The 21367-nt window shown below is 36.8% G+C and carries 14 protein-coding genes; 12 read left to right on the top strand and 2 right to left on the bottom strand.

Translation table 11 applies throughout. The features are described 5' to 3' along the window. The first annotated feature begins 8 nt into the window (after positions 1–8). Entirely contained in the window at positions 9–1298 is a 1290-nt protein-coding gene (locus TERY_RS22585) for a PilT/PilU family type 4a pilus ATPase (protein ID WP_011613957.1), read from the top strand. 769 nt (positions 1299–2067) lie between these two features. Then, on the top strand, positions 2068–2832 hold the full coding sequence (locus tag TERY_RS22575; RefSeq protein ID WP_011613956.1) for a circadian clock KaiB family protein: 765 nt from the start codon (positions 2068–2070) through the stop codon (positions 2830–2832). A gap of 1012 nt (positions 2833–3844) precedes the next feature. On the opposite strand, the gene TERY_RS22570 is transcribed toward TERY_RS22575, so the two are convergent. Then, on the bottom strand, positions 3845–5128 hold the full coding sequence (locus tag TERY_RS22570) for a hypothetical protein (RefSeq protein WP_011613955.1): 1284 nt from the start codon (positions 5126–5128) through the stop codon (positions 3845–3847). 322 nt (positions 5129–5450) lie between these two features. Between TERY_RS22570 and TERY_RS22565 the strand changes: the two genes are divergently transcribed. The 3 genes from TERY_RS22565 to psaB all read left to right on the top strand — a co-directional run bounded on the left by TERY_RS22565 (position 5451) and on the right by psaB (position 11384). After that, positions 5451–5642 (top strand): hypothetical protein, encoded by a 192-nt coding sequence (locus TERY_RS22565; RefSeq protein ID WP_044137017.1) that lies wholly within the window; start codon positions 5451–5453, stop codon positions 5640–5642. A gap of 981 nt (positions 5643–6623) precedes the next feature. After that, entirely contained in the window at positions 6624–8885 is a 2262-nt protein-coding gene (gene psaA / locus TERY_RS22560) for a photosystem I core protein PsaA (protein ID WP_011613954.1), read from the top strand. A 282-nt stretch (positions 8886–9167) separates the two neighbouring features. Further along, positions 9168–11384: a photosystem I core protein PsaB gene (gene psaB, locus TERY_RS22555; RefSeq protein ID WP_011613953.1), complete on the top strand. Its 2217-nt coding sequence runs from the start codon at positions 9168–9170 to the stop codon at positions 11382–11384. Between the two features lie 125 nt (positions 11385–11509). Here the strand turns inward: psaB and TERY_RS22550 are convergent, their stop codons facing one another. Beyond that, a complete protein-coding gene (locus TERY_RS22550; protein ID WP_155994587.1) occupies positions 11510–11680 on the bottom strand; it encodes a hypothetical protein in 171 nt (56 codons plus the stop codon). 139 nt (positions 11681–11819) lie between these two features. Between TERY_RS22550 and TERY_RS22545 the strand changes: the two genes are divergently transcribed. The 7 genes from TERY_RS22545 to metK all read left to right on the top strand — a co-directional run bounded on the left by TERY_RS22545 (position 11820) and on the right by metK (position 19950). Beyond that, complete coding sequence (locus TERY_RS22545; RefSeq protein ID WP_044137016.1) at positions 11820–12017, top strand: hypothetical protein; 198 nt, start codon at positions 11820–11822, stop codon at positions 12015–12017. Between the two features lie 80 nt (positions 12018–12097). Next, positions 12098–13624 carry a photosystem II chlorophyll-binding protein CP47 gene (psbB, locus tag TERY_RS22540; RefSeq protein ID WP_011613951.1) on the top strand — a complete coding sequence of 509 codons (1527 nt, stop codon included), beginning with the start codon at positions 12098–12100 and terminating at the stop codon, positions 13622–13624. A 433-nt stretch (positions 13625–14057) separates the two neighbouring features. Next, positions 14058–14153: a photosystem II reaction center protein T gene (locus TERY_RS29005; RefSeq protein ID WP_011613950.1), complete on the top strand. Its 96-nt coding sequence runs from the start codon at positions 14058–14060 to the stop codon at positions 14151–14153. Between the two features lie 154 nt (positions 14154–14307). Beyond that, positions 14308–14835: a transcriptional regulator NrdR gene (gene nrdR, locus TERY_RS22535; protein ID WP_011613949.1), complete on the top strand. Its 528-nt coding sequence runs from the start codon at positions 14308–14310 to the stop codon at positions 14833–14835. Positions 14836–16107: 1272 nt separating this feature from the next. Further along, the gene (locus TERY_RS22530) at positions 16108–17280 is read left to right on the top strand and encodes a S1 RNA-binding domain-containing protein (protein WP_011613948.1); all 1173 of its coding nucleotides are present in this window, start codon (positions 16108–16110) and stop codon (positions 17278–17280) included. A 187-nt stretch (positions 17281–17467) separates the two neighbouring features. Further along, positions 17468–18202 (top strand): HAD-IA family hydrolase, encoded by a 735-nt coding sequence (locus TERY_RS22525; RefSeq protein ID WP_011613947.1) that lies wholly within the window; start codon positions 17468–17470, stop codon positions 18200–18202. A 485-nt stretch (positions 18203–18687) separates the two neighbouring features. Then, the gene (metK, locus tag TERY_RS22520) at positions 18688–19950 is read left to right on the top strand and encodes a methionine adenosyltransferase (RefSeq protein WP_011613946.1); all 1263 of its coding nucleotides are present in this window, start codon (positions 18688–18690) and stop codon (positions 19948–19950) included. The last annotated feature ends 1417 nt before the right edge of the window (positions 19951–21367 follow it).

Here is a 21367-nt window from a genome sequence, read left to right as displayed (position 1 = left end):
TAACTGAAATGACACAAACACCGCCACCTCCTCCCCCTACATCACGATCAGGAAGCCGTGATCTAACATATCGTCCCCCAGCTCCACCACCTCCAAGAGTAAAAAAACAATCAGCAGTTTCTCTAAAACCTTCCAATTCTTCACCAGCATCACCTCCAAGTTCTAGGGAAATCATTCCTCAAAAGGAAACTGTACCAAAGCAACGAGCAACTCCTCTAAGTCCAGAACTTGCACCTGGACAAGTAAGATTGACAGAAATTGTCCGGCGGGCTGAAAAAGAGGGAATTTCAGATATTCACTTGGGTGTAAATGAAATACCAAGATTTCGCAAGCGTGGTGACCTCATACCAATTGAGTATCCAGAGACTGACTTAGGCACTTTTATGAGTTGGCTGCGAGAAATTCTCAAAGATGAAGAAATTCGCGTCTTTCAGGAAAATTTAGACTTTGACGGTGCCGCTGACCTAGGTTTTGTCCGAATACGGATTAGCTTGTTTGATTCTCTTGCCGGCCCGGCCATGGTCTTAAGACTTATTGGTGCAACAATTCTCAAGATGGATCAACTCAGGCTGCCAGAAGTTTTTAAGAAAGTTTGCCACTACCATAAAGGATTACTTTTGGTAACAGGACCAACAGGTTCTGGTAAATCTACTACCATGGCAGCCATGATTGATTATATGAATGATACTTTTCCTTATCACATCATAACTGTTGAAGACCCTGTAGAATTTGTCCACGAAAGTCGGAAATCTTTGATCAAGCACCGAGAAGTAGGTAGACATACTCTGAAATTCTTCAATGCCCTTAAAGGTGCTCTTCGTCAAGATCCTGACCTGATGCTAGTTGGAGAAATTCGGGATAAGGAAACCGTAGGAATAGCCATTAAGGCAGCATCTACAGGACACTTGGTGATGGGAACTTTGCACACTAACAGTGCAGTTAAAACTATAACTCGTATTCTGGATATGTTTTCTGCTGAAGAACAACCAGCAATTAAATTAGCTCTTTCAGAAATTCTGGTAGCGATTATTGCTCAGTTGTTGTGTAAAACTACTGATGGTAAACGAGCAGCTTTCCATGACATTTTGATTAATACTGATGTAGTGAAAGAGTATATTCTCAAAGACCAGTATGAAGACATTCAGCAGATCATGCTTAAAGATACTTATGAAGGCATGACTACTATGAACAGGTCTTTGTATGATCTTTATCGAGATGGTAGAATCACTGAAGAGATAGCAATAAATCAGTCACCTTCCCCAAACGAAATGTCTCAAATGCTACGCGGCAGAATTTAAAATGTTCAGGAGTTACGGAAAAATACTACATATAATACATGATAAATAAGAGTTATCTTTACTATAGTTTTGCGCGAACCATTGACTACTCATTAAAAAATATTCAGTTCTTATACTTAAATAAGTTTGATTCGTAGGGGCTTGCCAACCCAAGAATTCCCTTCTGTCAATTCCTGATACTGGCACTGTTTTCGTTTTTTTGGACCAATGACCAAAACTCATCACTTCTGATTTTTGAGGTATTGATATTTTGGACATGAGCATTATGAATCACTTGTCCTTTTTCAGAGGCGGCTCTCACCAAACTAACTACCGTATTATAGGCCAAATTCACTGTTCGACTAATCCCTCTTCAACTACTGCCCTCAACGTGAGCCTATAGAACCATGGGCATTTGTTCAGGTTGAATTGTTACGATAGTAGAGAGTGTCAAAAGTATCGGTGAAAGTTTGTAGGCATTCATGACAATAATATCGTTGACAACATTACTGGCCATGTTTATGAGATTTCTGATGGCCACATAGAGGAAATTCTATGATAATAGAAAGTATTTAAGGACAACTATTATATTACCATTCCCACACTTTCTTGATGCACTACCAAAAATCCCACGATTGGCCTGCGAGGCTTTAAACCCAATTGTTTGGTAAGTTCTAACAACAGCTAAATCTTTGCTAAGATATAGCTAAGTTAACTAAAGCAGATGTCTTAACTCGGCTAGCTTAACCGAAATACCCCAAAGTTTGCAGTTGATTTTACATTTATTTTCTTGAAGCTGACTCCTTTAAAATTTCCCCAGTTATTCAAAGGTATTGCCTTGTTTACACCAGGGGGAGATCTAATTTATTGTATAGACCCAAGCAAAAAAAAACGATGGCATCTACACCTATGTCTAGAGCTACAAGCAGTATTGGGACTAACTGAACCACCCCATTTCTTAATACCTGGATACACTGCAACTATTGATAAATGGCTAAACCCTCACACTCAAGAAGTCCAAGTTTTTGCCGAAGCTTATATGCCAGTCTTAAGATATCAGGCATTACTTAATGCAATTTTTTATACTGGTGAGATGATTTGGCAATGTGCTCCATGGTCAGAGGAATTTTGTAATCCAATAGTAGTTTCTTCTTATTATGACAAGTTTCCTCAACTCTGGGAAAATCATAACTTTGTTATATGTCTTGAACGACAAGATATTAATCTCAATTCTACTTCACAGGTAGTCTCAACGTCTACTATTGATTCACAATCAAAGTTTCAAGGTTATGTTCTCCACTTATTTGTATCTGGTAAAAGTTTTGCTACTGAACAGACTCTTCAAAGTCTTCACCAAATATTAGAGGAATATCTTTCTCTTCCTTATACTTTAAAAGTAATAGATGTCCTTCAACATCCTGAACAAGCTGAAGTAGAACTAATTACTGCAACTCCTACTTTGATAAGAGTTTGGCCTCTTCCCGTCCGTAGAATTGTTGGGGAATTTGATAATGTAGAAATAATTCTCAGGTTGTTTGAAAGTACTAATACCTGATTCTAGATTTTATATTTTTTGCCATCTTAAATATTAGGTTAGTTTTTTTAGTACTGTAACCATATATAAACATCCTCTAGGTTTTAGCTATTCTCAAAAAAATATTATTCTCATAAAATATCCAGATTTAATCAATGGGAACCCATGAGATATATCACAAGTTACTCAAAAAGATATTACCAATTCAATTGTTTGAACCATTTTTTGACAGCTAACTCATAAGTTATAGAACCCAAAAGATTTAGGAGATTACACTCAAAAACTTTAGACATCAGTTAACTATTTATTTTACGAATAAAAAACCAATTCTCTAGAAGAAAACTGGATTTTTATAAACCTATTTTTGTAACTTAAATATAATTGAATTTTGTTATATCTTCAACTGAAATAAAAATATTTTCCATTTCAATTTATTGAATAATATCTGATGCCGAATTATAAATTTTTAATGGTATAAATTTGAAAAAAAATACAGATTTATCTTGACTAATTTCTTGTAATTATATGGATTAAAAAAGATAATCATGTTCAATTTATTCATGAATACTTAATGCAAAATCATAACTTTTTTGCAAAGTAAAATCCACCAAAAAATCAGACTTTTTTATAGATAATTTATTATGATTATATCGTTGTTTATTATTATTGATAATTGGCGCTGGTATTAATATAGTAATCTTCTCTTGAATCAGTAAATTATTCTAAATTTGAAGTTAGGTTAGAAGTTTATTGCAGAGGCATTTATTCTACTAACCCTAGCTTTACTAATTCCTATACTATTTATAGTAGATAAAGAGGCTCATTTTTATGAGTTTATTCTTTTATATCAATTCTTTTTTGTAATATTTAAAGTTGCTAAAACAGTTTGTTTTTCCAGTTTGTTAGTAACTTGATTTATATCTTTAAACATACCTTATACATAATCTATTAATTTACCTATTTTTTCTTTCGATGTGTTTGGTTTGTCAGATTCAAGAGCTTGAGTCTGTGAGTTTGCTTCTTCAACTTCTAACTACTCATCAGTAGTATTTTTTTCTGTTTCTAGTTCAAAAAAAGTTTCTTCTAATTCTAATTCCTCAGTTTTAGGCTCAATTGTAAGAACTTCTTCTAATTCTGGTTCAACAAAAATTTCTTCTACATCTAATTCCTCAGTAGTAGGTTCCATGTTGGGAATTTCCTCTAATTCTTCATTAGTAGGAACTTCTTCTAATTCTGGTTCAACAGAAACTTCTTCTACTTCTACTTCCTGGTCAATAGGAGTTTCTGTTTTTAATTCAAAAGTGTCTTCTACTTCTAATTTCTCATCGCTAGATATTTCTTCTGTTTCTGAAGTTATTTCTAGTTGTGGTTCCTTATAAATGTATTCCTGATCAACTATACTAAGCGCTTCCTTAAGTGAAATTTCTCCTCGAATTATTTTGCTTAGAGTATCTTCCCCATCTGGTTTGTAGGTAATCAAATGAGCAGTATTGTTATAAACATTATTAATTGGATTACCTAATTTATCAATATATTCTAACTTAACCCAATTTTTTCCTGGATAGAACCCTTGTAAATATATTGTTTGCCACTGATCAGTTATGAAACTAGTCCCATTAACAGTAACACGAAGATGCCCATCAGTTATTTCATCTTGAGGATATTCTCCCCCTATTGAGGGCAATTGTATATTAGTAAGGTAGTAGTCAAGCATGATAGGTTCAGCACCATAGGTACCTACCGGACTATTGTAAGTTAACAAAGGTAGGTCTGGAGCGGGATTATTATTTGCAGTTTTCGTAAAGATGTGAAATGTAGTTTGAGCGTAAGCACCTTCATTCTTAAAACTTTCATCCCAGGGACTACAGGCAAAAACTCTGAGGGTATGGGTTCCTGCTTCTAAGTCTGATAGTACAATGGATTCATTAAGATTATAGATTTTTGTGTAATGTTTGTTATCTAAGATAATTTCTATATAAGGTCCTATGCCTAGGTCTGATTTGAATATAGGTAAGTCTTGGACTTGGAGTTGCACAGTAATATAGTTGTCTTCAAATATTTGCTCCGGCTGCGGACTTTGTATTGCTAATTGGGGTTTGTATCTGTTGATCCCTTGGCGCAGTTGTTGAATTATCTCCGGTGGGGAAACTTCAGATATTTTAGAGGTGGTAGAGGTGGTTACAGATTTTTGAGAATGAACTTGAGATGATTCATATAAGTCATCGCTACAACTGACTAAGCCTGATATTATCACTACTGTAATTAGGAATGTGATAATTTTTCTGAGATATTTGAAATGCAAATTTATGGCAAACACTGATGATACTCCTAGAATTTTCAACCAAAAATAAAGGGTTTTACTTAGAATAAATTAAGGAATTAAATACATTTTATCTATACTTAAGTACGAAAGTCTTGTAATTCAGTCGCAGATATAATTGATACCAAATCTGTTTTTCAATGCATGTACTTTGTCAAAATCTTCTCTAAGTATCTCACCTGCTCCCTTACCTCACAAGGGTAATAAAGAGATCATGGGGTAAGACTTAGTAGGCAAGAAGATAAAGTGGACAAGGAAGTAGAAATTTGGAGGATTAAAACTCATAATATAGAAGACAAATTTATCACCCAAACAATTAATGCAGCAATGGGTAAGACTTAGTAGGCAAGAAGATAAAGTGGACAAGGAAGTAGAAATTTGGAGGATTAAAACTCATAATATAGAAGACAAATTTATCACCCAAACAATTAATGCAGCAATGATAATTTTTGATCATCGCACCCACAGCTTCCCATGGAATAGAGTACCTCTATTCTTGAGTTTTGTGTAAATATTTCTTAATGTCCACGGTTGATTTCTCCCTTGTCACCGAGTTCTCCCCCATCTCACTATCTGCGCAAAGGGATACTTTATAAACTAGATTTAGTATTAAACTACGTCTTTAATAACATACTAGATGGACTTATTGAACTTGAGAAAATACCAAAATATCCTTATGAACTACGATAAAATTTAAAAATTAATTTAAAGAAGTAGTCAATGGTCACAACTCAGTAGGACCATTTTTTTTAGTGACGAGCACAAGATTTCAACTGCTTTTAAAGATCTGGCGCAATAGATAGTTGCTGGGGATACTCAGAGCTATAAAAGCTGATAGCTAATTAACTTTAAGTTTTGTAAAATTTGAACCGATATATTTTGACTTTTTTTCTCTGCTGTGAGTTATAAAAAATACTTGATTAAGAGACTATTTGTTAAAAGAATATTAAATTTTATTCTAGTAGATTGAGACAGCTAAAACCTTGCATCAGATTTTTTTCGTATAATTATTGAAAAGAGAAAGATTTGACCATTTTTATTATGCAAAATTTAAGGTGTGTCAGTCCATTAGGGTGGGTAGTCCGACAATGTATATTCTTGATAGCTAAATTTTAACTTTTTGCCGTAACCAATTCAAATCAAAGACTATAGCTTTCTTAATCTTGAGAGAATGTGAATTTACTCTATAATCCTTGATCAAGAAACTTGAATAATTGTAAACATATAACTTAAACATCTCAAGCAAGTCTATAATCACCTAAAGAACTTAGCATTTACAGGTAATTGGTAAAACCCAATCTATGTATTTCTAAGAATTTAGCCAAATTTAAGTATTATAGTTGGCAGAAAACTTGGAGTGTGATGTTGCACTCTAGCAAAAAGCAGTTACAATCTGTAAACTTGCAAAAGATATTGATAATTCTTTACAACTTTTATCAGCTTCTACAACATCAATAATTTAGTTAATTGTCTTTGGGAGAGGAGAGTCTTCATGACCATAAGTCCTCCAGAGCGTGAGGCAAAAGTAAGAGTAACTGTTGATACTGACCCTGTACCTACTTCTTTTGAAAAGTGGGGGAAACCTGGTCACTTCAGTCGGTCTCTAGCCAGAGGACCAAAAACCACTACCTGGATTTGGAACCTCCATGCTGACGCTCACGACTTTGATAGTCACACTTCTGATTTAGAAGATGTATCGCGCAAAATCTTCAGCGCACACTTTGGTCACCTGGCCATAATCTTTGTCTGGTTGAGTGGCGCATATTTTCATGGCGCTAAATTTTCCAACTATGAAGCTTGGTTAGCAGACCCTACAGGAATTAAACCAAGTGCTCAAGTTGTATGGCCAGTTTTAGGCCAGGGCATCTTAAATGGTGATATGGGTGGTGGTTTCCATGGCATCCAAATTACTTCCGGATTATTCCAATTATGGCGCGCTTCTGGCATCACTAATGAGTACCAACTATACTGCACGGCTATCGGTGGCTTAGTAATGGCAGCCCTGATGATGTTTGCAGGTTGGTTCCATTATCATAAGAAAGCACCGAAATTGGAATGGTTCCAGAATGTGGAATCAATGATGAACCATCACTTAGCAGGCTTACTAGGTTTAGGTTGCCTGTCTTGGGCAGGCCACCAGATTCATGTTTCTTTGCCTATTAATAAGTTATTAGATTCTGGGGTAGCACCAGAGGATATTCCTCTACCTCATGAATTTCTATTTAATAAAAGCTTGATGGCAGAGTTGTACCCTAGTTTTGCCAAAGGTTTAACCCCATTCTTTACATTGAATTGGGGTGAATATGCTGATTTCCTGACCTTTAAAGGTGGTTTAAACCCTGTAACAGGTGGCTTGTGGTTATCTGATACAGCTCATCATCATTTAGCACTAGCAGTATTATTCATAGTTGCTGGCCATATGTACCGGACAAATTGGGGCATTGGTCACAGCATGAAAGAAATTTTAGAAGCTCATAAAGATCCACTCATAATTGGTGGTGAAGGTCATAAAGGTCTATATGAAGCTTTAACAACTTCCTGGCACGCCCAGTTAGCAATTAACTTGGCTATGCTAGGATCTCTTAGCATCATTGTGGCACATCACATGTATGCAATGCCACCGTATCCCTATATTGCGACTGACTACCCAACTCAGTTATCTCTGTTCACTCACCATATGTGGATTGGAGGATTCCTGATTGTGGGAGCTGGAGCTCATGGTGCTATTTTTATGGTGCGGGATTATGATCCAGCAAAGAATGTTAACAACGTGTTGGATCGAGTCATTCGTCACCGGGATGCAATTATCTCTCACCTGAACTGGGTTTGTATTTTCCTGGGCTTCCATAGCTTCGGATTATACGTTCATAATGATACTCTGCGGGCTTTAGGTCGTCCCCAGGATATGTTCTCTGATACTGGTATTCAACTACAGCCAATCTTTGCTCAGTGGGTACAAAATCTTCATAGTTTAGCTCCTGGCAATACTGCTCCTAATGCTTTAGCATCCGTCAGCCCAATTTTTGGTGGCGATGTATTAGCAGTAGGTGGCAAAGTGGCAATGATGCCAATGACCTTGGGTACGGCGGACTTTATGGTGCACCATATCCATGCCTTTACAATCCATGTTACAGCCCTGATTCTTCTTAAAGGTGTACTGTATGCTCGTAACTCTCGACTAATTCCAGATAAGAGTGAACTAGGCTTCCGATTCCCTTGTGATGGTCCTGGTCGTGGTGGTACTTGTCAAGTTTCTGGTTGGGACCATGTATTCTTGGGTCTTTTCTGGATGTATAATTCACTGTCAATTGTGATTTTTCACTTTAGTTGGAAGATGCAGTCAGATGTCTGGGGAACAGTAGATCCAGATGGTACAGTGAGTCACATTACTTACGGCAACTTTGCCCAAAGTGCAGTTACTATCAATGGTTGGTTGCGTGACTTCTTGTGGGCACAAGCTTCAAACGTAATTACATCATACGGTTCAGAATTATCTGCATACGGTTTGTTATTCCTTGGCGCACACTTTATTTGGGCATTTAGCTTAATGTTCTTGTTTAGTGGTCGTGGGTACTGGCAAGAGTTGATAGAGTCTATAGTTTGGGCTCATAATAAGTTAAAGGTTGCTCCAGCAATTCAGCCTCGTGCTTTAAGCATAACCCAGGGTAGAGCAGTAGGAGTAGCTCATTATCTCCTCGGCGGAATTGTCACAACCTGGGCATTCTTCCTAGCTCGAATAATTGCAGTAGGATAGAATGCAATAGCATATTAAGATTCTTCCTTGGGGATTGACTTATCCTCAATCCCCAACTTAATCTTTCAAGGGGTCTCCCGTTATAAAGTACTAGTAAAAAACGGCGTGGGTCTCATCCTTACTGCTTGTCCAAGCTTAGATATTCCTGAGCTATTGAGGCAGAAAGCTACTATCAGTGAGATTGAGAAAAATACCATTATACCTTTTACGATTTAACGGTGGCAAAACCCTAATTCAATCTAAATTCTCTTAAATATCTGCGAGACTTAGATATAAAGATCTATGGCAACAAAATTCCCAAAATTTAGCCAAGACCTGGCACAAGATCCAACCACCCGTCGGATCTGGTATGGAATTGCTACAGCCCATGACTTTGAAACCCACGATGGCATGACAGAGGAAAATCTTTATCAAAAGATTTTTGCTTCTCACTTTGGCCATCTAGCAATCATTTTCCTCTGGACTTCTGGTAGCCTCTTCCACGTGGCTTGGCAAGGAAACTTTGAACAGTGGATTAAAGATCCTCTGAATGTACGTCCCATCGCTCATGCGATTTGGGATCCTCAATTTGGTCAAGAGGCCGTAGATGCCTTCACCCAAGCTGGAGCCTCTAATCCAGTAAATATAGCCTATTCTGGTGTTTACCATTGGTGGTACACTATCGGCATGAGAACAAATGGAGACTTATATCAGGGTTCTATTTTTCTCCTGATATTAGCATCCATCATGCTGTTTGCTGGTTGGTTACACCTCCAGCCTAAGTTTAGTCCTAGCCTAGCATGGTTCAAAAATGCTGAGTCCCGCCTCAATCACCATTTGGCAGGTCTATTCGGTGTTAGTTCCTTAGCTTGGACTGGTCACTTGGTTCACGTTGCAATTCCTGAATCTCGTGGACAGCACGTTGGTTGGGATAACTTCCTGACGACTATGCCTCACCCAGCAGGTTTAGGTCCCTTCTTTACAGGAAATTGGGGCGTTTATGCTCAAAATCCTGATACCGTTAACCATGTGTTTGGTACTTCTGAAGGTGCGGGAACTGCAATTTTGACTTTCTTGGGTGGTTTCCATCCTCAAACTGAGTCCCTGTGGTTGACTGATATGGCTCATCACCACTTGGCGATCGCAGTTATCTTCATAATTGCTGGTCATATGTACCGCACTAACTTTGGTATTGGTCACAGTATCAAAGAAATGCTTGATTCCAAAGCTGGTTTAATTGGTGGAAAAAGTCAAGGTCAGTTTAACTTGCCTCACCAAGGGTTATATGAAACTCTAAATAACTCTCTACATTTCCAGTTAGCATTAGCTCTAGCTTCTCTTGGTGTAATTACTTCCTTGGTAGCACAGCACATGTATGCTCTGCCTCCTTATGCTTTTATGGCAAGGGATTACACTACAATGGCAGCACTTTACACCCACCATCAGTATATTGCTGGTTTCATTATGGTAGGTGCATTTGCTCATGGTGCGATTTTCCTAGTACGGGATTACGATCCTGAGCAAAATAAAGGTAATGTTCTCGATCGTGTCTTGAATCACAAAGAGGCTATCATATCTCACTTGAGTTGGGTTTCTTTATTCTTAGGATTCCATACTCTAGGTCTTTATGTCCATAATGATGTAATGGTAGCTTTCGGCACTCCTGAAAAGCAAATCTTGATTGAACCGGTATTTGCTCAGTTCGTTCAGGCTGCTTCCGGGAAGGCTTTATATGGCATGGATGTTCTGTTATCTAACTCTGATAGTCTTGCTTCCACTGCTGGTGCTGTATGGTTACCAAATTGGTTAGAAGCTATCAATAGTGGTACAAATTCTCTGTTTTTAACCATTGGACCCGGAGATTTCTTGGTTCACCATGCCATTGCTCTAGGTTTGCATACAACAACTTTAATTTTGGTTAAAGGTGCATTGGATGCTCGTGGTTCTAAGTTAATGCCAGACAAGAAAGACTTCGGTTATGCATTCCCTTGTGATGGCCCTGGTCGTGGTGGTACTTGCGATATCTCTGCTTGGGACTCCTTCTATCTAGCTATGTTCTGGATGTTAAACACCATTGGTTGGGTAACATTTTACTGGCACTGGAAAAACTTGTCTGTATGGCAAGAGAACTTGGCTCAGTTTAATCAATCTTCTACTTATTTGATGGGTTGGTTGCGTGATTATCTGTGGTTGAACTCTTCCCAGTTAATTAACGGTTATAACCCTTATGGAACTAGTAACTTGTCTGTTTGGGCTTGGATGTTCTTATTCGGACACCTAGTTTGGGCAACTGGTTTCATGTTCCTCATCTCTTGGCGTGGTTACTGGCAAGAGCTAATCGAAACTATTGTTTGGGCACATGAGCGTACTCCTCTAGCTAACTTGGTTCGCTGGAAAGATAAGCCTGTTGCTCTTTCTATTGTTCAAGCTCGTGTTGTTGGCTTAGCTCACTTTACTATTGGCTATGTTCTGACTTACGCCGCATTTTTGATAGCTTCTACTGCTGGTAAGTTTGGTTAATTTTTAGAGACTAGCTGAACTCTTTTTTAGTAGGTTAGATTAAGTTAAACCTCCTGCTTTTAGTAGGGGGTTTTTTTGTGAAAAATATTAAGTATTACGTAATGTAAAACTTATTAACTAACAATTTATTCAAACCTTAAAGGAAAATGGCCATGATTATTTAACCAAACACAAACACTGTAGGCTAAAATTTTACGATTAAAACGAAATATCAATTGCCAAGTATCTCTGACCCAAACTTTGTCAACCAACACTCTATTAATTGGTATCTTCTGATTAGAGATGGACACAACCATAAAGCCATAAGCACTTAAACTGCCATAGGTCCATACTCTGCAAACAGGATTTACCAATGTCCGTGCCCTAAATGCTTTTTCAATTCACTTGCTATTAACTTCAAAACTTTATACAATTCTTGAAAAAGTATTAATTTTTATGCCCTCATCTAGTAAGTTTGGCCATATTGTTGTCCGAAATAATCTTGATAATAGGACTAATGTTTGGGACGATTTATTTTTCGGAGAGCATAACAAGCAAAAGAAAAAAGTTTTCAGAAATATTGGTATGGTCTGCTTGACCGTCACTACCTGTGGAGGTCCTGCTGCCGACAGTGACCGTAGAAGCAGGAAGTAAAAATCAAACAGTTACTTTACTGAACGCTTTGTGTCAGTTTTACAAAGCAGTAGACATCATTTCTAGGAGGAGTGTAGTAAATGGGATTACCTTGGTATCGTGTACATACAGTTGTTCTGAATGATCCAGGACGACTAATATCCGTGCATTTAATGCACACTGCTCTTGTAGCAGGTTGGGCCGGATCAATGGCCCTTTATGAACTGGCAATCTTTGATCCTAGCGATCCAGTGCTAAACCCTATGTGGCGTCAGGGAATGTTTGTTATGCCATTCATGGCCCGTCTAGGTGTTACCCAATCTTGGGGTGGTTGGAGTGTTACAGGAGAAGTAGCTTCAAACCCTGGTTTCTGGTCTTTTGAAGGTGTAGCAGCAGCTCATATCGTTCTTTCTGGTTTGCTATTCCTAGCTGCTGTATGGCATTGGGTTTTCTGGGATTTAGATTTATTCTTTGACCAACGTACAGGAGATCCTGCTCTAGACCTGCCAAAAATGTTTGGCATTCACTTATTCTTATCTGGTTTACTTTGCTTTGGCTTTGGGGCCTTCCATTTGACCGGAGTATTTGGTCCAGGAATGTGGGTATCAGATCCTTATGGGTTAACAGGCTCGATCCAGCCAGTAGCACCATCATGGGGACCAGAAGGATTTAACCCATTTAATGCTGGTGGAATTGTTGCTCACCACATTGCTGCTGGAATTGTGGGAATTATTGCTGGTTTATTCCACTTATCAGTAAGACCGCCAGAACGTCTCTACAGAGCCTTGCGGATGGGTAATATTGAAACAGTTCTTTCCAGTAGTATTGCAGCAGTTTTCTTTGCAGCTTTTGTTGTAGCTGGTACAATGTGGTATGGCTGTGCAGCTACTCCTATAGAATTATTTGGCCCTACTCGTTATCAGTGGGATAATAGTTACTTTCAGCAAGAAATTGATCGTCGTGTTCAAGCTGAAATAGTAGCAGGAAAAACTCCCTCTGAAGCTTGGTTAACTATCCCCGAAAAATTAGCCTTTTATGACTACGTTGGTAATAGTCCAGCAAAAGGCGGTCTTTTCCGTGTTGGTCCTATGAATAATGGAGATGGTTTAGCTCAAGCTTGGCTTGGTCATCCTATATTTGAGGATAGGGATGGTGAAGAATTATTTGTACGTCGCTTACCTAACTTTTTTGAAACTTTCCCAGTAGTTTTGACCAATTCTGAAGGTGTAGTAAAGGCTGATATTCCTTTTCGTCGTTCAGAGTCAAAATATAGTTTTGAGGAACGGGGGGTAACAGTTAGCTTCTTGGGTGGTGAACTTGATAGTCAAACCTTTACTAACCCAGCCGATGTTAAAAAGTATGCTCGTAAAGCCCAAACTGGTGAACCTTTTGAATTTGACCAAGAAACTTTAGGCTCTGATGGTGTGTTCCGAACTAGTACTCGTGGTTGGTTTACTTTTGGTCATGCTTGTTTTGCTCTCCTATTCTTCTTCGGTCATATTTGGCATGGATGCCGGACCTTATTCCGCGATGTGTTTGCAGGTATTGACCCAGACCTAGAGGAACAAGTAGAGTTTGGTTTATTCCAAAAACTGGGTGACTTGAGTACCCGTAGGAAGGAAACATAACAAACAAAATAAGTACTAAAGTTTGGCTACAAGGCTAAACTACTATCTTTAAATAGTTATCAACTTTTAGGATTTCCGTAACGGAATACTATTCATTCACTTTACTCAGGGTTTCACGTCGGTGAGAGCCAAAAACACAAACAGCTAGTCTCTTGGGTCGAAATTAAGTTAATATCTTTTAGCAGCTTGGGGTTAAAATACCCGAGAACTCCAAAGGATAAATTGTTTAGGACGGCAAGAGATATTTTTCTAAATCTAAAAAAAAATTATCCTACTGATTCCTGAGTGCTGAGTGTTGTCCAATTAATTAATCTTAAAATTTGATAAAAGTCCAACGATTACTTTGAAAAAATTTACAAAGTATTTTAGTTGGACTTTTATTTACTATGAACTGGTAAACTAATAAAGAACTGGATTTTCAGGAAATTAGCTTATGGAAAGTGCAGCTTACATTTTGGTACTAGCTTTGGCCTTAGGCGTAATATTTTTTGCCATCGCCTTCCGTGATCCACCTAGGATTGGAAAGTAATTATTCTTGATTAGTTTCCTCTCTAACAAATTACCTTTTTAATTAGTTATGAGTGCTGAGTTTGATCCCAGCATTCATATCTATTACCTGTATTTAGTGGCCATCACCCCAAATAGGGGAAATTTATTCATGTATTGTATGAAAAATTTAAAGTATGCTATGTCCAATTTGCCAAGATACAAATAGTCGTGTTCTAGAATCTCGTTCAGCTGAATCTGGCAAGAGCATCCGACGTCGGCGAGAATGTATGAATTGCCAGCATCGTTTCACTACTTATGAGAGAATAGAGTTTCTGACAATAACAATAATTAAAAGGGATGGAAAAAAGGAGTCTTTTGACAAGTCGAAATTACTTCGAGGTATTATTCGTTCCTGTGAAAAAACTGGTATTGAAGTTAGTCAGCTTGAAGCTTTTGTCAATCAAATAGAGGTTGAATTACAAGGTAAATGCCAGAGAGAAATTACTAGTGCTGAGATTGGTGAAATTGTTCTTAGCAAATTGAGTGGCATTAGTGAAGTTGCCTATATCCGTTTCGCTTCTGTTTATCGTAAATTTCAAGGTATTCGAGATTTTGTAGATACCTTAAATCATCTGCAAAATCAAAAAGAGAATTTAGAGTTTACTGCGACTGTGCCACAAAATTCTGAAATTTCTCTACAACAAGATGTAATTAATGTGTAAAACAGCTAAAGTTATAAATTAAATTCTTGCTTTGACTATATTTTACAATTTGGGAATGTCCTAAAAGTTATAGCGACTGTATGGTAAAAAAGTTTTAACATTTAGTTGGCACGATACGCAAGATATTATTCAGAATTTATTTCAAACATAGCATAGTTTATGGAATAGGCCTTGTGCCTAATGTAAAGATAGAAAGTTAGAAATAGAAATTAGTTACGGTGAAACATGAGTTGGATAATTTTTTCTGATATAATATTAATTATTGTTAATTAGTCATAATAAAAATGTTTTTCTCTGTTAACAGAGTATCTTTTCTGTTTGGAATACATTGCTGCGAAGTCTCCTTCTGCTGTCTACTTTCTAGTCATTCCGAAAGGTTTCCCACAGAAGGTAGTTATTTGATTTAGAAATGATATAACAAAAACATAGATTTCGAAATTTACTTAGTAACAAATGGTAGAAATTGTACCTAATGTCATAATTGTAGATTTGTGGTAAAATTAAATATTTTGAATCATAATTGAATTCTAGAAACTTGTCTTGACTTGGTAAAATTTCCATTCTACTAATTATTTTGACCTGACTAGACTAAATTAACACGTTGAGTGTATGTCAGGTTCTCAATTAGAGTGATCAAAAAAATGAAGTAAATATCCAAACCTTAACTAGGGAAGTAGTATTTTTTACAAAAGTTTTAATGGCCTAAGTAGAAGTATAGAAACTAACCTTGACTTGGTAAAATTTCCATTCTACTAATTATTCCGACCTCACTAGGGTAAATTAACACATCGAGTGTAAGTCAGAAAAATGAGGTAAATGTCCAAGCCTTAAATAGGAAAATGGTATTTTTTACAAAAGCTCTAATGGCCGAAAAATTAACAGTTACTTGCGTAAATTATACGAAAAAATTGGTTTTTCTATAAAACCATAGTTCTTGTAAAGGAAAGTTTCGTCTCATACTAAATCCGGTTATTATTGGGTTAGTTACTTAAGTAACCAAATCCTGATCATACAACAGTGTTAAATTTGGTGAATATCTCCTGATCAAACCGGATTGGTATTATATATAAGTTACTAAAGTACAAGTATACAAATGCGGTTTGCTTAACCGTTGATGCCTGTGGAGATATTGCTGCTTAGAGTAACCGTAGAACCAGGAAGTAAATATTAAAATGTAACAATTTGTAACGTTTTATACCAGTTTTATGTAGCAGGGAAACTATCAAGACAAGTAAAAAACATTAAGGAGAGAAATCCCAAGAAAATACACGCATGACAAATTTGAAAACACCAGCCAAGGAAGTCGGCTTTACTCACGAAGATTTTGCAGCCCTACTAGATAAATATGACTATCACTTTAGTCCTGGAGATATTGTAGCAGGGACAGTATTTAGCTTAGAACCAAGGGGAGCATTAATTGACATTGGAGCTAAAACTGCTGCTTATATTCCCATCCAAGAAATGTCAATTAATAGAGTAGAAAACCCTGAAGAAGTTCTACAGTCTAATGAAACAAGAGAATTTTTTATTCTCACAGATGAAAATGAAGATGGACAGTTAACTTTGTCCATCCGAAGAATAGAATATATGCGGGCCTGGGAAAGAGTCCGACAATTACAAGCAGAAGATGCAACTGTGCGGTCACAAGTATTTGCAACAAATCGTGGTGGGGCATTAGTTAGGATAGAAGGTTTGCGTGGATTTATTCCTGGTTCACATATTAGTACACGCAAACCAAAAGAAGATTTACTTAATGAAGAATTACCTTTAAAATTCCTAGAAGTAGACGAAGAACGTAACCGTCTGGTTTTAAGTCATCGTCGCGCCCTAGTTGAGCGGAAGATGAACCGCCTAGAGGTAGGGGAAGTAGTGATAGGCGCAGTTCGTGGTATTAAGCCTTATGGAGCTTTTATTGATATTGGAGGAGTAAGTGGCCTACTCCATATATCAGAAATTTCTCATGACCATATAGAAACTCCTAGCAGTGTACTAAAAGTTAATGATGAACTGAAAGTTATGATCATCGATCTAGATGCTGACAGAGGTCGTATATCTTTGTCAACAAAGCAACTAGAACCAGAACCAGGGGCGATGGTGAAAAATCCACAAATGGTATATGACCAAGCAGAAGAAATGGCTGCTAAGTTTAGGGAAAAAATGATGGCTCCTCAGGGAGGGGAAACAGCAGTAGAAACACCTGAAGTTGGAGTAATAGCAGAAGCGACAGAAGCACCGGAAGGGGTGGCAACAGCAGAAGCGCTAGAAGCACCGGAAGAGGTAGCAACATCAGAAGCACTAAAAGTACCGGAAGAGGTAATAACATCAGAAGCGCTAGAAGTGCCAGAAGAGTTAGCAACAGAAGCATCGCAAAAAACAGAGGAGACTGAGACTACAGTAGAAATAGCTATCGTAGATGAAGAGACATCAGCAGCAGCTTTAGAATAAACCTCGTATTTTGCTTTCTTAATATTCACAAATCAAAAAATACAGTAGATTTCATCAAGGGTGAGGTACAGCCCTCGCCGATAAGATATCTGTGATACAAAGGTATTATTATTAATAATTGTACCTCATAGACTTGGAATCTGCTGTATGACACAAGAGTAGCATAAAATATTGCATATATAACAAAATGGTAGCTATTAACTGTGGAGGTCTAATTTTCCATGATATTCAAGCAATTATTTTTGATAAAGATGGTACCCTAGAAGACTCTCAAGAGTTTTTAAGAAATTTAGGACAAAAGCGAGCTCGCCTTATTGATGCTAAAATTCCTGGGATAGGAGAACCACTACTCATGGCTTTTGGGATTAATGACAATAATATTAACTCTACAGGATTAATGGCGGTTGGCAGTAGACGAGAAAACGAAATTGCAGCAGCAGCTTATATTGCTGAGACTGGTCGGGGTTGGTTAGAATCATTAACTATTGCCAAAGAAGCTTTTACAGAAGCTGACCAAATACTGCCAAAGTCTACTCCTGGTTCTCTGTTTAAGGGTAGCCAAGAAGTATTAAAGTATCTCTCTCAAGCAGGTATACAACTGGGTATATTGTCTGCAGATAATACAACAGCAGTGCAAAATTTTGTTAAATACTATCAACTTAACGATTATATCCAACTAGAAATGGGGGTTGATGATGGTCTTAGTAAACCAGATCCAGAACTATTTTTACAAGCTTGTCATAAATTAGGGTGTAAACCAGTTAGGACATTAATTGTGGGAGATTCTCCCACAGATATAGAAATGGGGAGAAAAGCAGGAGCAGCAGGTTGTATTGGTATTTTTTTTGGGAAAAGCGAAGCTGAGCATCTACAACTAGCAGATGTGGCGATCGCTAAGTTAGAAGAAATTAAAGTGTTGTAAATGACAGCTTTCGGTTTAATTAGGATTTGCCTAATTATTGATCAAAAATCTTGAATTGGACATGGTATAACTCCAAAATTCTTGGTCTTATCTAGAAAATTAATTAATTATTTATTTGTGTATTTGCATACAATCTTTGATATAGTCAAGTAAGCTATTAACTCAGGGAGAGTAAAAAAATAATTCAGAATTTTCTGCTTCTGGTCAAAATTTGTTATGGACCAAAGAATATAATGTCAAATGGGATAAAATGAGACAGTTTTCAGCTTAAAGTTTAACTTAGGCTATTTCCTACAGAAAGGTAATGCTAGAAGAGGCACAATAGCTTACTGGAAACTAAGTTTGCAGTTGAGTAGTTCACAATATTCGATGACACAGAAAGTAGACAGTAGAAAAAAGTAGTTATTCTGGATAAATATTATCCCTAAGTTAAAGTTTATTACCTGTTCGGCTAATTCGTGGAAAAATATAAGGAGGAATTACTATTGTCTAGTCGTTACTTATTCACTTCTGAGTCTGTTACAGAAGGACATCCAGATAAAATTTGCGACCAAATTTCAGACACAATTATAGATGCTATACTAGCCCAAGATCCTCAAAGTCGTGTAGCTGCTGAAGTAGTAGTGAACACAGGGTTAGTACTAATTACTGGTGAAATTACAACCAAGGCCCAAGTAAATTATATAGAATTGGCCAGAAAAAAAATTGCTGACATTGGCTATGTCCATGCCGAAAATGGTTTTTCTGCTGATAGTTGTTCCGTTTTAGTAGCTCTTGATGAGCAATCAGCAGATATTGCTCAAGGAGTAGACAAAGCTCAAGAAACTCGTGAACTCTTAAGTGAAGAAGAACTTGATGCAGTGGGAGCAGGAGACCAGGGCTTAATGTTTGGTTTTGCTTGTAATGAAACTCCTGAATTAATGCCTTTACCTATAAGTTTAGCACATCGAGTTTGCCGGCAACTAACTGCGGTGAGAAAAACAGGTCAACTTCCCTATTTAAGGCCAGATGGCAAAAGTCAAGTCACTATTACTTATGAAGATGGCCGTCCTGTTGGTATCGATACAATCTTAATTTCTACCCAACATACTGCTAAAATTGGGGAAATCACAGAATTATCAGATATTCAAGCTAAGATTAAAGAAGACCTCTGGAAGTATGTTGTTGAGCCAATATTTAAAGACGCAGAGATTAAACCTAATTCACAAACTCGTTTTCTTGTCAACCCCACTGGTAAATTTGTTATTGGCGGTCCACAGGGAGATTGTGGTCTGACAGGACGTAAAATCATAATAGATACTTATGGTGGTTATTCCCGTCATGGAGGCGGTGCTTTTTCAGGAAAAGATCCCACTAAGGTAGACCGCTCAGCAGCTTATGCTTGTCGCTATATAGCTAAAAATATTGTTGCAGCAGATCTAGCAGAAAAGTGTGAGGTTCAAATTAGTTATGCGATTGGTGTAGCAAAACCTGTTAGTATGATGATTGAAACTTTTGGTACTTCTAAGGTTGATGAAGATAAGTTATTAGAAGTAGTGAAAGAAAACTTTGAACTCCGTCCAGCAGGAATTATTCAGAATTTTAACCTTCGGAACTTGCCTGGAGAAAGAGGAGGTCGTTTTTATCAAGATGTTGCTGCTTATGGTCACTTGGGACGTACCGATCTAGATTTACCTTGGGAGCAAACAGATAAAGTGGAGTTATTAAAGCAAGCATTTAGTCCACAGTTATTAGCTACAGCTTCATAAGTCTCTATAGACTTTTGATTACCAAATAATATTTAATTTGGAGCAACCAAGAGAACTCAGTTTCTTTTGGTTGTTAATTTATTTCTGTTCGTACTTATATAGCATTACGAAGATGGGTGCGGTTCTTTTGATGTAAAAAAATGTATAAAAAATATATATTTTGGCCATAGTACTATAGAAATAACCTAAATATTGGTTATTTATCAAGCATTAACGATAAATTCCCATCCATTTATTTGATGTACCACTTTTTGGGTTAACTTATTTAAACTTTTAGTCAGAGCATTTTTTAACTCCTCTATGTTGTCAAATTTAATTCACCTCAAATATTTCTTAATGTATTGGTATAACTTCTCAATTGGATTAATTTTCTGGCTATAAGCAGGTTGAAATAGTCAAATAATATTGTCTAGGAATATTTAAGTTTAAAGCCTTATACAGTCTACCATTATCTAGTTTAATTATGTAGATTTTATGGCTAAACTTTCCTGTAAATAATTATAAAAAATGATCAAAAAAACACTATTTAAATGAGTAAATTCCCCACAAAAACTTTCACCAGTTGATAGTTCTATTAAGCTGTATAACTATCGATAAAGAAACTTCAATTGCTATTTTCCAAAAGGCTTTACCCTAAAAGAGGTTATTTTTTACCTCGAAATAGTTTTTAATTTAAAACGACTTTCATACTGATACTAGTAGCAGATTTGTTGAGCATCTTTGAGCAAATTTTGATTTTTATTGAACATATATTCAATTAGCTCTGGGAGTTTTTTTAAAGTTATTTATCGTATCTTTTCCTTGTTTAATATTCACTGGAGGTGGCATTTTAATTTTAAGTTGAGCTTTGAATTGATAATGAGCTATTTTATATATAGTAATCCTAAATCATTAGTGACAATTGCTAGTTTTATTGCTAGTTTTCTTGAAAATAACTCCAACCCCTGCTCCTTTTGTTTTCTGCTTTCAGCATAAGTGTCTTCTAGTCGCCTATCTCTTTCACTTTTCAGATCAGATAGGATTGCTATATAAGTAGGTTAGTGTTGAAATTTGTCGCTATGTAACACAATGTAGATTAACCTCAAATCAATTGTGTGCAGAAGCTTGGAGTCAGTACACAAATTTTAATATAGCTAAGTTTTTTCACACCTATCTACTTAGCCCAATTAGATTAAATGTAGAAACACCTTTTTAAAATCTTTCCCAGCTGTTATGAACGGGGGAGGCTTCTCAAAGAACAAAAACTTCGTGGGGGAAAAAATACGATTACTGCTATTATCTACAACCAAGGAAAGTATAGCAAAAGCTAATTAAAGCTAGGTCGAAAATTGACAGCGAAGATAAATATTATCGATCTTCAACACAAAATTTGGGAAGCTACATGATGTTTCGATAATTAGCTATAATTAAAATCTAT

Origin of the sequence: Trichodesmium erythraeum IMS101 (assembly GCF_000014265.1) — a bacterium.
GTDB lineage: Bacteria > Cyanobacteriota > Cyanobacteriia > Cyanobacteriales > Microcoleaceae > Trichodesmium > Trichodesmium erythraeum.
The sequence above is the reverse complement of the archived record's forward strand: the minus strand, read 5'-3'. Positions and strand labels throughout refer to the sequence as shown.